This window comes from Waterburya sp., assembly GCF_058530065.1.
This window is the reverse complement of sequence record NZ_JBZNBU010000023.1, coordinates 19,711-35,740: the sequence shown is the minus strand read 5'-3', so window position 1 is coordinate 35,740 and position 16,030 is coordinate 19,711. Positions and strand designations below refer to the sequence as shown.

12 protein-coding genes and 1 tRNA gene are annotated in these 16,030 nt (G+C 40.0%); 7 read left to right on the top strand and 6 right to left on the bottom strand.

The features are described from left to right. The 3 genes from uvrA to AC33VI_RS01550 form a co-directional block, all read right to left on the bottom strand. On the bottom strand, nt 1-2,751 hold a 2,751-nt coding region (gene uvrA / locus AC33VI_RS01560), incomplete at its 3' end, for an excinuclease ABC subunit UvrA (protein WP_491780514.1). Nucleotides 2,752-3,066: 315 nt separating this feature from the next. Next, a tRNA-Val gene (locus AC33VI_RS01555) sits at nt 3,067-3,140 on the bottom strand. A gap of 156 nt (nt 3,141-3,296) precedes the next feature. After that, entirely contained in the window at nt 3,297-4,013 is a 717-nt protein-coding gene (locus AC33VI_RS01550; protein WP_491780513.1) for a DUF8692 domain-containing protein, read from the bottom strand. A 115-nt stretch (nt 4,014-4,128) separates the two neighbouring features. On the opposite strand from AC33VI_RS01550, the gene AC33VI_RS01545 reads away from it, so the two are divergent. From AC33VI_RS01545 to AC33VI_RS01530, 4 genes are all read left to right on the top strand, one after another. Further along, nucleotides 4,129-4,842, top strand: coding sequence for a hypothetical protein (locus AC33VI_RS01545; protein WP_491780512.1), 714 nt, complete (start codon nt 4,129-4,131; stop codon nt 4,840-4,842). Nucleotides 4,843-5,016: 174 nt separating this feature from the next. Continuing rightward, nucleotides 5,017-7,887, top strand: a complete 2,871-nt coding sequence (locus AC33VI_RS01540; RefSeq protein ID WP_491780511.1) for a hypothetical protein — start codon at nt 5,017-5,019, stop codon at nt 7,885-7,887. A gap of 562 nt (nt 7,888-8,449) precedes the next feature. Further along, entirely contained in the window at nt 8,450-9,922 is a 1,473-nt protein-coding gene (locus AC33VI_RS01535; RefSeq protein ID WP_491780510.1) for a carotenoid oxygenase family protein, read from the top strand. A 103-nt stretch (nt 9,923-10,025) separates the two neighbouring features. Next, nucleotides 10,026-10,754 (top strand): Bax inhibitor-1/YccA family protein, encoded by a 729-nt coding sequence (locus AC33VI_RS01530; protein ID WP_491780509.1) that lies wholly within the window; start codon nt 10,026-10,028, stop codon nt 10,752-10,754. A gap of 124 nt (nt 10,755-10,878) precedes the next feature. On the opposite strand, the gene AC33VI_RS01525 is transcribed toward AC33VI_RS01530, so the two are convergent. Together AC33VI_RS01525 and AC33VI_RS01520 are read right to left on the bottom strand one after the other, a co-directional pair. Beyond that, the gene (locus AC33VI_RS01525) at nt 10,879-11,817 is read right to left on the bottom strand and encodes a DNA polymerase III subunit delta' (protein ID WP_491780508.1); all 939 of its coding nucleotides are present in this window, start codon (nt 11,815-11,817) and stop codon (nt 10,879-10,881) included. A 104-nt stretch (nt 11,818-11,921) separates the two neighbouring features. Further along, nucleotides 11,922-13,262, bottom strand: a complete 1,341-nt coding sequence (locus AC33VI_RS01520) for a histidine phosphatase family protein (protein WP_491780507.1) — start codon at nt 13,260-13,262, stop codon at nt 11,922-11,924. A gap of 336 nt (nt 13,263-13,598) precedes the next feature. On the opposite strand from AC33VI_RS01520, the gene AC33VI_RS01515 reads away from it, so the two are divergent. The 3 genes from AC33VI_RS01515 to AC33VI_RS01505 are packed head-to-tail and all read left to right on the top strand — an operon-like array spanning nt 13,599 to nt 15,413. Continuing rightward, on the top strand, nt 13,599-13,958 hold the full coding sequence (locus tag AC33VI_RS01515) for a hypothetical protein (RefSeq protein WP_491780506.1): 360 nt from the start codon (nt 13,599-13,601) through the stop codon (nt 13,956-13,958). Nucleotides 13,959-14,011: 53 nt separating this feature from the next. Next, nucleotides 14,012-14,863, top strand: coding sequence for an S-formylglutathione hydrolase (fghA, locus tag AC33VI_RS01510; protein ID WP_491780505.1), 852 nt, complete (start codon nt 14,012-14,014; stop codon nt 14,861-14,863). Between the two features lie 58 nt (nt 14,864-14,921). Next, nucleotides 14,922-15,413, top strand: coding sequence for a cyclic di-GMP-binding domain-containing protein, MshE-related (locus AC33VI_RS01505; protein WP_491780504.1), 492 nt, complete (start codon nt 14,922-14,924; stop codon nt 15,411-15,413). Nucleotides 15,414-15,499: 86 nt separating this feature from the next. Here AC33VI_RS01505 and AC33VI_RS01500 read toward each other — a convergent pair whose 3' ends face one another. Then, on the bottom strand, nt 15,500-15,958 hold the full coding sequence (locus AC33VI_RS01500) for a rhodanese-like domain-containing protein (protein WP_491780503.1): 459 nt from the start codon (nt 15,956-15,958) through the stop codon (nt 15,500-15,502). Nucleotides 15,959-16,030 lie beyond the last annotated feature (72 nt).

The window sequence follows — 16,030 nt, the reverse complement described above, 5'->3', positions numbered from 1 at the left end:
ACAGCGAGTTGAATTACCTTTATCCACCAAACGCTGCAAAACATTTAACAAATGATGGACATCATAAAAAGATAAACCTGTAGTTGGTTCGTCAATTAAGTAAAGAGTTTTACGCGTGGCGCGACGGGATAATTCCGAAGCTAATTTAACTCGCTGTGCCTCTCCCCCCGATAGGGTGGGGGCTGGTTGTCCTAGTTTGACATATCCCAAGCCAACATCTACTAGGGTTTGCAGTTTTTTGGCAGCACGAGGAATATTTTGAAAGGTTTCTAAAGCTTCTTCCACTGTCATATCAAGAACATCGGCAATGGAATGACCCTTATATTTTACTTGGAGGGTTTCGCGATTGTATCTAGCCCCCTTGCAAACATCACACTGAACGTAAACATCGGGTAAGAAATTCATTTCAATTACGTTTACTCCCTGTCTGCTACAGGCTTCGCAACGTCCTCCTTTGACATTAAAAGAAAAACGCCCCGCTTTATAACCCCTAGCTTTCGCTTCGATGGTTTCGGCAAAAACCGCCCGTATAGCATCGAATACCCCTGTATAGGTGGCAGTATTAGAACGGGGAGTACGACCAATCGGAGATTGATCGATGGTAATTACCTTATCTATTGCTTGTAAACCTTTGACTCCTCCTAGCTTTTTGGGAAATGGTACTTTGCGGCTGAGGTGATGTTTTAAGGCAGGATGCAGCAGTTCGTTAATGAGAGTGGATTTACCCGAACCAGATACTCCCGTAATGCAAACAAATTTACCTAAAGGAATAGTGACATCGATGTGTTTGAGGTTATTGTGATGACAATCTTTCAAGGTGATGCCATAGGCTTTACCCTCTCTTCTTTCACTGGGAGTAGCAATAACTCGCTTGCCCGATAAATATGCCCCCGTGAGGGAAGTTTCTGATTTTAATAGAGCTTGAAGATCTCCCTGAACTACAATATCTCCACCGTGTACCCCTGCTTTAGGACCAATATCCACTATACTATCGGCTGTCCTAATTGTATCTTCATCGTGTTCGACGACGATTAAAGTGTTGCCCAAGTCTCGCAGTTTTTTCAGCGTACCCAATAATTTGTCGTTGTCTCGCTGATGTAAACCAATGCTGGGTTCGTCTAATACGTAAAGTACTCCCGTCAATCCCGCACCAATTTGGGTAGCCAAACGTATCCTTTGTGCTTCACCTCCAGAAAGGGTCATAGCTGCCCGATCTAACGTGAGGTAGTCCAAACCTACATCCAAAAGAAATTGCAATCGTGCTTTAATTTCTTTGAGTGCCAACTCCCCAATTAATGCCTGACGGTTAGTTAATTCCAAGTTATTAACCCGATGCAAACATTCCTCGATAGGTACGCTAGTTAAGTCGTTGATGCGGAATTGTCCCAAACTAACGGATAAAGATTCTGGTTTGAGACGCAAACCTCCACAAGTGTTGCAGGGACGATCTACTAAATACTGTTCCAGTTTATTTTTAACCGAATCGGAATTCGTTTCTCGATAGTTGCGCTGCAACATTTTCAGCACTCCCGAATAGTGACGATGATAGCCTTTATTCTGGTTGCCATAATCCGATTCAAAATAAACGGGGTCTTTTGCCCCATTGAGAATAATATCTTGCTGTTCTGCCGTGAGATCTTGCCATTTGGTATGAATGCCAAAACCAAACGCCTGTCCGACTCCATGTAATAGGGAAAGGTAATAGGAATTATCCTTATCAGACCAAGGAGCGATCGCACTGTACACTGGTTGAGTGGGATCTGGTACGACTAAATCGGGAGAAAAAGTACGATGGCTGCCTAAACCATGACAGTCGGGACAAGCACCATAAGGAGAATTAAAAGAAAACAGACGGGGAGACAATTCTTCGATGACCGCACCATGTTCGGGACAAGCAAAGTTTTCGGAGAAAATAATTTTTGTTGGTTGACTGGCTTTCTCTTGAGCATCTTTAGTTGAATCGGCACTAGGAATAATTTCAATCTCGGCAATACCATCGCTAAGATTCAAACAAGTACTCAAAGAATCTGCCAAACGTTCGTTGATGCCAGGTTTGACAATCAGGCGATCTATGACAACAGCAATATCGTGCTTGTAGTTTTTATCTAATTTAATTTTGTCGTCTAGCTGCTTGACTTCACCGTCTATTTTCACCCTCACAAAACCCTGAGAAGCAAAACTGGAGAGTAATTGTTTATGTGTCCCTTTTTTTCCCCGAATTACGGGAGCTAGAATCATAAATTTAGTTTTTTCGGGCAATTCCATCACGCGATCGCACATTCCATCAATAGTCTGTGGCGCGATCGAGCGATCGCACTTAGGACAATGGGGTTCTCCCGCCCGACCGAATAATAGTCTAAAGTAATCATAAATTTCCGTTACCGTACCCACTGTCGAACGAGGGTTGTGGGATGTAGACTTTTGGTCGATAGAAATAGCTGGACTCAATCCCTCAATGGCATCTACATCGGGCTTATCTAACTGTCCGAGGAACTGTCTGGCATAAGCACTGAGAGACTCTACGTATCGCCTTTGTCCTTCGGCAAAAATTGTATCGAAAGCCAAAGAAGATTTCCCCGAACCAGATACTCCTGTAAAGACAATTAGTTGGTTGCGGGGTAACTCCAAGCTGACATTTTTTAAATTATGCTGCCTCGCCCCTTTAATTCTAATTACATTTTCTTCTCTGGAAGACTTTAGGTTGTAATCAATTTTGCCGTTATTTTTCGTACCGCTAGAAGAAGGTGACATACAGACAGACAGACAATGCTTAATAGTTCTTAATTATCTTAACGTTATCTGTCCTGACTGCATAAATAATGATATATTTTCAGTAGCCAAACCAACCATTCAAAATCGATTTGCCTGCTTATGGGGAAACCATACCGCTGTTTTCTGACTCTTTTTGGGGCGGTTTCTTTTTAAGCGGTTAAATAATTAGGGTACGTTTGTATCTCGATTTTTTCAAGCAAATTGGGGAAGAATAAATCCCAGTCCTAACCCGTCAAGGTGTTGGTTAGAGGTTATATTGACTGAATTGTATAAAACGAGCGGTTTCCCGCGAAGTTGGGCTAGGCAGACTCGAACTGCCGACTTCCACAATGTCAATGTGACACTCTAACCAACTGAGTTATAGCCCATTTAAATGCTTAACTATTATAGCAACAAAAATTAAGTATTTGCACAAATTTATCGCTCTATTTCTAATCAGCACCATCAAGCAGTTCCCACTAATGCTTAAAAAGATCCCAAATGGGTTCTATAGAATCAAGTGTTCGATATTCTAGAAATCTTAATTAGCGATCGCTTTTAACATGATGAACCAAAGCCAAATTCTGCTTGATTTCTTGATGACAAACCCACCAAAAATAGATAGTCATATTAATTAGACCGACTAATTTTGTTCCATCTTCTAACATGGCATGAATTCCGCGACTGCTAATTGGGGCGATGTCGATCGCGCTAGAAAAACCAAACAAAAGAAAAGAAACCAAAAGTGGTATGTAAGGAGTTTTACGAATAGTATTGCGGAAAAACCAAGCATAGGCAATTAAGACTAAACCATAGAGAGAATAGACACTTAATTTCACTAGCTTACAAGTACCAAAAAAGACGCATAAGGTCAGAGTTAGACGAAAGCGATCGTCAAAAAATAGCAGCAACATAACCAAGCTGCTAGAAAACAAGAAAATTTTATAAGTTCGGTTGAGGGGAGGGAGTAAAATAGCTGAAAAAATACAGATAGAAATTGCCGAACACCACATAATTTCTGAGATGCTGGTGAACCAACCCAAATAATAAATTTTGATATTAAAAGGATCGCTAAATAGACTTTCAATACCCGCACCTTTACTTTTAATTCTGGCATAGATGCTTAACAAACTAAGCACCATAATAGTCAAACCATTGAGCCAAATTAAAATAGGAATACGGTAGAAATGCTGTTTTCCTTGACTCAAGCAATATTTAACTATCGGGAAAAGGGAAAACTTTTTACTGTTCGGTGGCTTCACAGTATTTTTCAAACTAATAATACAACTTTATTTTATTGTGCTGGGATTATTTAATAATGCAAACTAGACTAGCTTATCAAATTTTCTTTTAACTCTGTTTTGCTCTCTTTAGTTTATGTATATTTTTGCTGCTAACACAAACACCGCGTTAAATCGCTTTTGGGATTTAGTTTCTGGGGTTTTAAGTCTCAATGCCGAGACGTTTGCCACAATAAATCGCCTACCTCTAAGTTTGCTTGCCAGTATTTTAGTAGTTTTATTAGCTGGTTTCTCTCAAACCTTCGGTCAAAGCGTAATGCTATTTATCAACCGAGTTCGTCCCTTGCGATTTATTCTCTCAATTGCGATCGCCGCAGTAATCTTTCTTTTTAATTGTAATTTTTGGGTTTTAAGTACTTGGTTGGTGGCACGAGGAATATTTGGCGTAGATTTATCATTGATAGCAACCATAAAAACTTTGGGTTTTAGCTATGCACCCTTATTATTTGGTTTTTTGATGGTTATTCCCTATTTTGGGATGCCAATCCTAATCGCTTTATCTATCTGGACATTAATCGCGATTGTCATTGGCATAGAAGTAATTACTAACCTAGGAATTTGGCAAGCTTTTGAATGTTGTTTGGGAGGTTGGTTAGTATTGCAAGTTTCTCAACGGATTTTTGGGAGAGGAACTTCTCGCCTTGCCGATAAGATCGTCGATTGGGCAGCAGGAGTCGAATTGATTACCGAGCCAGATTATATTGAAGAAATGCTTTATAGTGGCTTGCCATTACCTCCCGATGTTGATGATATTCCTAATTTATTGGGTAACTCTCAACCAGATAATTAATTTTTTTTCCACAATTCAATTTGCCACATACTTTAAATTAACTACTTAATGTAGCTACTTATATTTTAGCTCAGAATATCTTGTTCGTTATATTTTTGTAGGTAATTGAATTGCAATTTCGGTAACAGCGATCGCAGGTAATATAATTTTGATAACTAGGCGCAACAAAGCAAAATGATGTTTAAACGTATTGCTTTAATTTTATTAGCATTAGGTATTGTAGCTTTTTTATCTCCTGCGAATGCTTGGTGGGTGAGATATTACATCCTGTTGGAAAATCGAATTTTTGATTTATCTATTGATAGCGCGAGAATTATCGGTATTACTGTAGTTTTAGCAGGTTTGCTCGCTCCTTTTGAAGCTTTGGGTTGGTGGGCGGGATGGTATGGAGGAAAAAGGGATCGTCGAGTGATTTCAAGCGATCGCGCTAAATCTCTATCGGTCAAAAAAAACAGTGCCGCATCTCACTACATAGTTTATCTAGATGGTATTGGTAAAAGTTCTTTTGCCTATTCCGTGCGCTCGGGAAAATTTTTAGCCAGGCTAGAAACAGCATTACCGAGCGATCGCATTTTAATTAAAGATATTATTCCCTACTCGGTTATCAATCTTCCTTTAACGTTGGGCAGACCTTTGGCTCGTTTTTGGCGACGAATCGAAGGGAGTTCTCAGTTAGACTTTTTGATTCTACTCCGCAATATGTTTCAGGTAGCGGTATCGGTAGACAGTCGTTATGGGGCAATTTACAATCGCGGTACGGCACAAATAATTATCGATCGCTTGTTGAGCAAAGGCTATCAACCAGGTAGCGGGGCTTTGATTACTTTAATTGGCTATAGTGGCGGAGGACAAATATCGTTGGGGGCTGTACCCTATTTAAAGAAAGTGTTGGCAGCACCAATCGAAGTTATTTCTTTAGCAGGAGTAATTGCGGGAAATAACGAAGTGGCTCAAGTGGAGCATCTTTATAATTTAGTGGGAGAAAAAGATCGGGTTGCTCGTTGGACTCCTCTATTGTTTCCTCGTCGTTGGTCGATCTTGAGTTGGTCGAATTGGAATTTAGCCAAAAGTAGGGGAGAAATTAGCTATATTTCTTTGGGAAAAGTGGGACACGATTCCCAAACTGGCCCTTTAGACAATAATGCTCGGTTAAGTAATGGTTATACTCATCAAGACCAAACCTTAGAAATCGTTTTACGCATTCTGACTCGCATCGATGGTTGCGAACCCTATCCTGCTGCTATCCCCGACTATCAAGCTAAAAAAAGTCGTCTGAAAAGCGATTATGAAAATTACGCTCAAGCAGAATTCAATCAACCCAGCTACTATCCCATTGAGTCTAACTATGGCAGTGAATATTTACCCGTAACCGAATGGGTAGGACGCTTAATTCTTCCCGATGTGAGCGATCGATCTCAAGTTAATGGAGTCTATTTTGAAGTCCATCACGCCCCCCAAAGCGATCGCGATCTGATTGGTCAAAAAGTATATTTGCGTTGGAGCAGTCGCCCTGACATTCAAGCCTATGTCAATCAAGTAAAAATTAGAATCGACTTTTCCCAACAGGCTTACGCCAGCGAAAATAAGGGCATAGTTCACCCCACTCGTCTAAATCATTGGCGACAGGTACAGGCTTTAGAATCTTTGGCTGGTGCTAGACCTAACGATGATGTCATGGTGGCTTTGAGTGGAGTCGTCAGGGATACGGGGGGGCAAGGAAACAAAAGAATTAGTTGCTTGTATATCAATCGCGAGCCAATTTTGATTACGGGAAAGTATTATGCTTTAGCAACTATTACCGAATTATTTCCTAATAATTGTGCGGCAGTACGTTACTATAACCCCCAATCTCGTCAGTTTGATGGCAGAGAAGATGTAGTTTATTTTCCTTCTGTAATACCCGACCGCCATGGAGTTTTACCAGCTAATGTTAATAAAATTCATCAGTCTCCATTAAATAAAACTGGTTGGTATATCTATGGGGCAAAAAACCAACAGGGTATTTTTACCGTAAGAGCGATCGCACCCCGCTCTTTGTTTCAATTACAACCAGCCAAGGTAATCTCTGGGTTACACAAAAGCACTGCTTATATTCACAGTCAATATTGGCAAGGAGTTAAACAAAAAAAAGGTAAGATCGATTCGATTCTTCTCAATCCGCAAAATAAATCCGAGGCAGAATTGATCAATTCTTTTCAAGAAGGCGATCGCCTGTTACTACTCCATACCTACGGGGGAATTGGCGGTCAGAAACGAGAATTTTCTCCACTGGGTATATTTTTCGGTCATTTTGCCTTTGGTTTGGCAAGAGTTATCCGCGAACCCATTACCCAAGAATTACAATTTAAAATTGGCTACGGGCAAGTATATACCCAAAACACCACGGGAATTATTGCAGGAAGTTCCGACTGGACTAGCTTTATCGGCGATCGACAATTTGGCTGGTTGGGCAGTCGTCCCATTACCGATATTGTGGTTAAACTAGACGTGCTAGACGAATATAATTTCGACGGTTTGCGTCGTTTTCCCCTGAACGCTTTAGCCTACCAATTAGACCGCATGATGGCTCGCTATCGCACTGGAGACGGCACTGGTGCTACTTTTGTTGGGCCTGCCAACTCCTGCGTTCAAGATTCCTGTCAAGCTTTCTATCAAGGGATTAACATGACCCTGACAGAAATTGAAAATAACCCCCAGATTAAAAACTGGATTGCAGCTAACCCCCATCACCCTCAAACCGACAGGCTAAATCGCCTCATCGCTCTCAAGCAAGCGATCGAAGACCGATTGATAACTTGGCAAACCCGCGCTGATTGGGTAGATCCCTATCAATCTCTAATTGGTACTCGTTTGGCAGATCGCCCCGTCACTACTATACTCAATGGACTCACCAGCTGGCGATCGCTTTTACCCCGTCTGGCTAACGATAGTCTGGCGAAGATCTTTTTGGAACAAGGTGCTAGTCTTTGGCTGTTGCAAACTTATCAAGTAGGAGGTTGGGACAATGAGATCGAACCAATTGCACCGACCAAATTGTGGATTTAAGTCAATCAACAATCAACCTAAAAATAACCTGATTTCGAGATAAGAGAATTGCTCGAAGAGAATAGTTTTTAGTTTTTAGTTTTTAGTTTTTAGTAGCTCAGTTGAAACAGGCAGCCATGACCTATCCATAGATTACATGACCTGTATAAATTCAATCAATCAGTTAAACACTATAGTCATTCCAATTAATTTCCTTATGGTGTTGTCGTATTGATAATAAGCTTGAATATTATTTGCTACTTGCTACTTGTAAGGGGGTAATTATGAGGTTTCCTCATAATGTCGACCGCCTGCACCCGAAGGGCTACTCGCTACTTTTTCCTGGTGTCGTATGGTTTCTATTTAGAATGACTATATATGTAGTAGTTGACTTATTCTAGGTTGTCGCAACCAATAACTAGATCGATAGTCAGTAGCTTAACCCGAACTGAGGTTAAAAATACTTCAATCTTGGCTATATCTAGCCTAATTTACTTTACAAATCTTGATATTTTGTAAAAATCAGACTAATTTGAAAGAAATAGGTAATTTATTTTATTCAATACAGTTAACAATTAACATCATGACTCTGGCAGCTAGCAATCCAACCTACGACCTCGAACGATGGAAAAAGGGTTACGACTCCCAACCCAATGAATATGACTATCAAGTTACCGATATAGAAGGTCAAATTCCCCCAGAATTATCTGGAACTCTATTTCGTAATGGTCCTGGTTTGTTAGATATCGGCGGTACTCCAATCTACCATCCTTTCGATGGTGACGGCATGATTAGTGCCTTTTCATTCCAAGATGGCAAAGTACATTATCGCAACCGCTTTGTTAAAACCAAAGCCTATCTCGAAGAACAAGCAGCAGGAAAAATTCTCTACAGGGGAGTATTTGGCACGCAAAAACCAGGAGGGTTTTTTAATAATGCTTTTGATATCAGGCTGAAAAATATAGCCAACACAGGGGTAATTTACTGGGGAGGAAAACTACTCGCTCTTTGGGAAGCAGCCGAACCCCATCGTTTAGATCCTGCTACCCTGGAGACTATAGGTATCGACTATCTCGATGGCATTCTCAACTCTGGAGATGCTTTTTCCGCCCATCCTTGGATCGATCCTAGTTGCGATCTAGATGGTGGCGAACCTTGCTTGGTGAATTTCCGCGTCGATCCTGGGATTTCTAGCAAAATTACTCTGTTTGAAATTGCTCCCGATGGGAAATTACTACGCAAACATTCCCATAGCGTACCTGGCTTTTCTTTTATTCACGACTTTATTATTACTCCCAAATACGCCATCTTTTTCCAGAATCCCGTTAATTTCAATCCATTTCCTTTTCTGTTGGGAATGCGCGGTGCTGGGGAATGCGTCGAATTTCAACCCGACAAAGCAACTAACGTAATTTTGATTCCTCGCGATCCTAATCATAAAGAAATTAAAACCTTCAGCGTCGAATCTGGTTTCGTTTTCCATCATGCCAATGCTTTCGAGCAAGAAAATAAAGTCTGTATTGACTCCATTACCTATCAAAGCCTACCCCAAGTACAGCCAGACTCGGACTACAAAGAAGTAGACTTCGATAATTTAGATCCAGGGCAACTATGGCGTTTTACCCTCGATCTAGAAAACGGCAGCGTCAAGCGCGAAATGTTAGAAAGTCGTTGTTGCGAATTTCCGACCCATAATCCCGATCAAGTAGGTAGAGACTATCGTTATCTATATATTGGCGCAGCGGCAGCAGATACGGGCAGAAATGCACCTTTACAAGCAATTTTGAAACTAGACCTCAAAACAGGCGATCGCCAGTTACATTCCTTTGCTCCTCATGGCTTTGTCAGCGAACCGATTTTTGTACCCAAGCCTAACGCCGAAGCTGAAGATGCGGGTTGGGTAATGACTGTGGTTTATGATGGCGAAAACCATCGTTCTACCCTAGCTATTTTAGATGGAGAAAATCTAGCGGGAGATCCTGTAGCCCTAGTTCATCTCAAACATCACATTCCTTACGGTTTACATGGTAGTTGGTGCGAAGAAGTCTTTCAGTAAAAATATACGGTAATCCTCCTACACCTTAAGACTCTTAGTCGGATTAAGATCTAGACATATAAGCAAGCTTAAAATATAAAACAAGAGTTCTGTTAGGAAATTAATGAGTAACACAAGTAACTTTAGAAAAGCAATGCAGGAGGTACAAGGAAATCAAGTCCTTGGTCCTAATGTAATTAGCAATGCTTTACCCTATTTGGGCGGTGGTTTGGTCTTAACTGCTGTTGGTGCTTATGGCGGTTTGGGTGAAATTACTTATCATCCTGAACTAGCCATGCCTACTTTTATTGGGGCAATAGTCGCCCAGTTAGTTCTATTTTTTGTAGCTCAAGGAGTAATCAGACAGCAAAACAATAGTCTGGCACTTCCTTTATTAGCTTTATACAGTCTTTTAACTGGTTATACTCTTAGCCTAATTATTTTTGAGGCTTTGAGTACTGCTGGAGTAGGTATTGGTGGCGTAGGTATTGCTGCATTTGGTTGCGGTGTCACCTTTATCTTGGGACGCAACATTGGTTCTAACCTCAGTGATGAAGATGGTTTGGCTCTTTCCCAAACAGTCAACTTGGGTGTAATTGCTTTAGTAATTGTCATGGTAGGACAACTACTTATGGCTATGTTTGGAGTTTACACCCCTAGTTGGTTGGAAGTAGCTATTTCTGGTATTGGCGTTGCTCTATTCGTTGGCGTAGCAGTAGTCGATTTCTACATTATGCCCCGTACCTATGAAGACGAGCAGTACTTACCCGTAGCTCTCTCCATGTACCTCACTTACATCAATCTATTCGTCTTTATTCTCCGTCTGTTGATTGCAATGAACAGTCGCGATTAATTGAGAATTTAATCGAATTTTTCAAGACTAATTAAAATATAGGCGATCGCAATACTAAAGTTCTTTTAGGTTGCGATCGCTTTTTTTAGAGACTGTTGAATTTATTCTAGATCGAGCGAAAATCTTAGCTGATGCAGGTTAAAAGAGTGCATTCCCAGACTAATCGAGGTTGCACGTAGCTTAACAGACAACTGCGAGTTTTTTCCCATTGCTCCATCAATTTAGTCGATCGCTTTTCTTGCCAATGATAATATTGCAAATAATCAACCAACCAAAGTTGAGTTTCGCTATCCAATTCCTGAGTAATAGTTTTCGCCAGTTCAATCGCCTGTAAAGGTTGAGCAATTGGTTGCTTGAGTTGTACGAGTAATTCCGAGGGAATGGTTTGTAATTTCTGCCAGGATGCGATCGCATTGCCTGGACTCCCTTGAGCGATCGCAATTAATTCGGGATGTTGTAAAATCTCCTCATAGCCGTTATTTCGCAGTACGGTAATTAAATTCTCATCCGACAAACTGTTAAAACGAATTTGCTGGCAGCGAGATACTAAAGTAACTAGCAAAGAATCCGTATCGGGAGCGATTAAGATCAAAGTAGCTTTACCTGGTTCTTCCAAAGTTTTCAACAAAGCATTAGCTGGTGCTTCTGCCATAGTTTGAGCCTCTTCAATTACCACTACTTTCCGACTTGCTTCCAACACTGGGCGATTGAGAAATTGAGTCAAACTGCGAATTTGTTCGATACGGATTTTAGGTGGTGTTTTAGATTGCAGACCTTTTTCCTTTGCTTGAGAAGAAGTATATAAATTCCCTTTACTCAAATAAGTAGGTTCTACCCAAAGTAAATCTGGATGGTTGCCTGTAGCTAATTTTCGTTCTATTACAGGCTGTTTGTCTGGAGATGTACCCATCTTCAGCAAGAGCTTGACAAAATTTCGAGCAGCTATACTGCGCCCGACTCCCTCAGAGCCAAAAAATAAATAGGCAGGAGCAATTTTCTCTTGTTTTACAGCCTGTTGTAACAGTTCGACTGCTTTATCTTGACCGATTAAATCATTGAACATTTAGCATTGAACATTGACGAGCGACCCCGCGTTATGCGAAGCGGTATCCTTTAGGACGCCGACAGGCGCAAGGGAACGCGCGAGTTTAAACATTTACCATCTAATTACAAAGCTCCTGCTGCGGTGTTATCAAAAATATTGCCATCACTCAGATGAGTAGTAATATTGATTGCTTGTAATACTGGTTTGCCCGATGCACCATTGGGATAATCGATGACGCTCACCGCACAGTTACCCTGTTTAATGTTCCAAAAGTTTTCTGGTTGCAGTCCGAGTAAATAGCATAAGATTACTTTATTAATTGCATCGTGAGCTACCACCAAGCCAGTTTCAGGAGTTTCAGTGTTGCTGCGAGATTCGGCTATTTTATTCCAAGCAGAAACTCCCCGATCCCACACCTGTTGTAAATTTTCCCCTTCAGGCATTTGAACTGTTTCGGGCTTATCTTTCCATTGCTGCAATAATTCTCCATATTCATCTTGAATTTCTGCTTCTAACATTCCTTCCCACAAACCGTGACAAATCTCGATTAGTTCGGAAGTAGTTTCTAAAGAAACGTCACCATGATGTTGCAAAATGATTTCGGCAGTTTCTTTGGGGCGCAACATAGAACTGGAAACGGCAAAATCAATGGGTAAGTCTTGCAGAAAAACTGCTGCTTTGCGGGCTTGAAAACGTCCATTATCGTTGAGGGGAATATCTTTAATACCTTGAAAGCGAGATTCCTTATTCCAGTTAGTTTCGCCGTGACGTACCAACAACAAACGAGGTCCCGAATGAGGAAAGCGGGTAGGAGGAATGGGCATACCCATATGAGAAGTCTGATTGAGAGATTCTAACTGGACTGGCTCGCCAAAATTACCAGTAAAATTCAAAATATTGATGCAGCAATTAGACTGTTGAATAGTATGATAGCGATCGCAACTAATGCCAATAGCACTCATAATTAAACAACGATTGATGCCATTATGAGCAGTTATTAAGATTGTCTTGCCTTGATGCTGGGAAATCATATCGCGCCAAAATCCTTGGGCTTGTTCGTAAAGAGCGGGTACTGGATAATGTATCGTACCATCAGCCAAAGTCATACTAAATTCGTGCGGATTTTCTTTCCATTGACGATATTCAGCAGCGAATTTGACGCTTACTTCATCTTTTTTGAGTTTTTCCCACAAGGGTAAATCTACTTCCATCAATTGCTCTGTTGGTTGCAATGCTGGAGAGTTGTTTAAATTCTCGCGAATGATTCCTGCTGTTTGTTTGGCTCTTTGTAAAGGACTACAGTAAAAAGCATCGACTTTGAGACTGCTTAAAGCTTGACCTACCCGTCGTGCGTCGGCAATACCTTTATCTGTCAAAACAGACTCATCGCAACGACCTTGAATTATCTTTTGTGCGTTATAAGTGCTTTGTCCGTGACGAACGATAATTACGCGAGTAGCCAATCTCCTAATCCTCTAATATTGATAGTCGGGTTAAATAGAAACTTCCTGTTTTTTTTCCCTCAGAAAAGAGCCTGTAACTTTTCCAGCACTTAGCTTCAGCCACATTACTCCTTCTTGTTTACCCTGATAGTGTACTTTAAGATGACAAAATTAGCGCAACAAGATTTAACTTTTTACTAGATAAAAACTCCTACATCATATCTACATAATTTTTAGGTCAAACTTTTTGGACTCTTTAAAAAATAGACATAAATACCTAAGTATAATCACAAGATAGTAATTTAAAATAATACATTTTCCCCTCTTTACAGGAGAAGGGGAAGTTTAACTTAAATAATGAAAAACTCTCAGGATAATCAAGGTATTTTATCTTTATTACTTAAAAATAGTATCGTCCAATTTATTGCTGGCTTGCTGTCTTTGGCTATTATGTTAAGAATCGCTCACAGCATTGACTATCGATTAATCCAAGTAATTTTAAAATCTTCAGGCTATGGTTTCTTCTGCTATTTAACTACTCCTTTTATGATTTATTGGTTGGCTTATGCCAGTCAAGGAGCGGTGAGTGCTAAAAAACTATCTATTACGGTTATTTTAATGGCATTGTATAGCTATATTATTTGGGATGCTTATTTCTTCTTTAGATCTGCATTCGCCCAACTGACTCACAATATTAATTTAGATTTGACATTTTAAAAACGGTTGAAATTTTAGGTAAACTAACCACAGAAAGTTTATTCTGCAAACCCGTGTCTAATTCCCTTCGTCTTAAGTCAGAATATCGCTGTTTCGACGGTAAAGTAGCCTATTATAGCCATTACTCAAATAGTTGTGACTGTGAAATGAATTTTGCAGTCTACCTGCCACCCCAAGCCGAGACAAAATCTCTGCCAATTCTTTATTATCTTTCTGGTTTAACCTGTACGGAAGAAAATTTTATGATTAAAGCTGGCGCGCAACGTTATGCAGCAGAATTGGGCATTATTTTAGTTGCTCCAGATACGAGTCCTCGCAATACTGGAATTCCAGGAGAGGATGAAACTTGGGATCTAGGAAGTGGTGCGGGGTTTTATGTCGATGCAACAGAAAAACCTTGGCAAAAACACTATCAAATGTATACTTACGTCACCCAAGAATTACCCCAAATAATTATTGCTAATTGTCCCGTGCGAGACGACAGGCAAAGTATTTTTGGACATTCTATGGGAGGACATGGGGCATTAATTTGTGCTTTGAAAAACCCCCAACAATATTTATCGGTATCTGCCTTTGCACCAATTGCAGCACCGATGAATTGTCCTTGGGGAGATAAATTATTTACTGCCTATTTAGGGGAAGACAAAACTGCTTGGGAACAATATGATGCCAGTAAATTAGTAATTAAAACTCAGCTAGACTCAACAATTCTAATCGACCAGGGTACGGAAGATACTTTTTATCAGCAAAAGCAACTGTTACCTGAAGTTTTTGCAGCAGCTTGTCAGAAAGCAGGACAAAAAATAAATTTACGCTGGCAGCAGGGATACGATCACAGCTATTTCACTATTAGTAGTTTTATAAAGGATCATATGGATCATCATGCTGCATATTTGAATCGGTAGGGCGATCGATAAATTTTTATATATTCTTTCAAAATTACTACTTTTTTTGATATCTCGTATGTCTAAGTTTATTACTTTTAAACCAATAGGAGAAATTTTACAAGAAGCTGGTTTGATTACTAGTCCCCAGTTACAAGTAGCCCTGAGAGATCAGACATATTACCAAGATATGCGACTGGGAGAAATCTTGGCATTGCGAGGATGGATCGGACAGGAAACCGCAGATTTTTTCGCTCAAGAATGGTTTAAATTAGTCAATCAAAGAATCGATCATCCTATTGGTTTTTATTTGCATAGAGCGGGTTTATTAACAGAGCAAGATATTAAATTAATTCTTTTAGAACAGCATAGATATTCCCTACGTTTTGGAGATACCGCTGTCAAACAAGGTTTAATTCAACCCAATACCGTACAATTCTTTTTACAAAATTTATTTCCATCTCAATTACATCAATATCAAGCAAAAAATAGACAAAGAAATAATAAAAACAAAATAACTAATGACGATATTACTTACTGGGCAACTATGTCTAGTAAAAAGATTGGCTAAGACTCAACTAAATAATAACTAATAACTAATAACTAATAACTAATAACTAGATCCATAGTCATTAGCTTAACGGGAACTCAAGTTAATTACCACACAGCTTGATATCGATCTGCTGTCAGTTGCCACTGACGACCAAATACATGAACTTTATTAGTCCAACCCGAATCATTGATTAGTTGTCCTCTAACATGACTCCAAGCTAACAAACTTCCTTCTAAATTGAGAATATTTATGCCTTTTTTGCGCCAGCTATCTGCATATTTTCCACTACGATAGCCAATGGTGCAGTAAGCAATTACCGTTGTTTTTCCATCATTATAACGATCTAAATTGGCTTCAAATTCTTTTTTGGTTATTGCCCCAGGAATTATCGATATTTCTCTTTCTTGAGGAGTTCTCACATCCACCAACACAAGATTATTTTCTTGTTGTTGCAACTGTTGTAATTGCTCTACAGTAATCCCTTCAACTTGAGGAAATTCTTGGGAAAATTCTCGATACATAGTGGCGATCGCATTTTGCTTGTCTGTTTCTGACTCCAACACCAAGTTTTGCTTGCAGCCCAAACAAATCCCAATAGTAATAATTACAATTATATTTAATAAATTTTGCTTCCA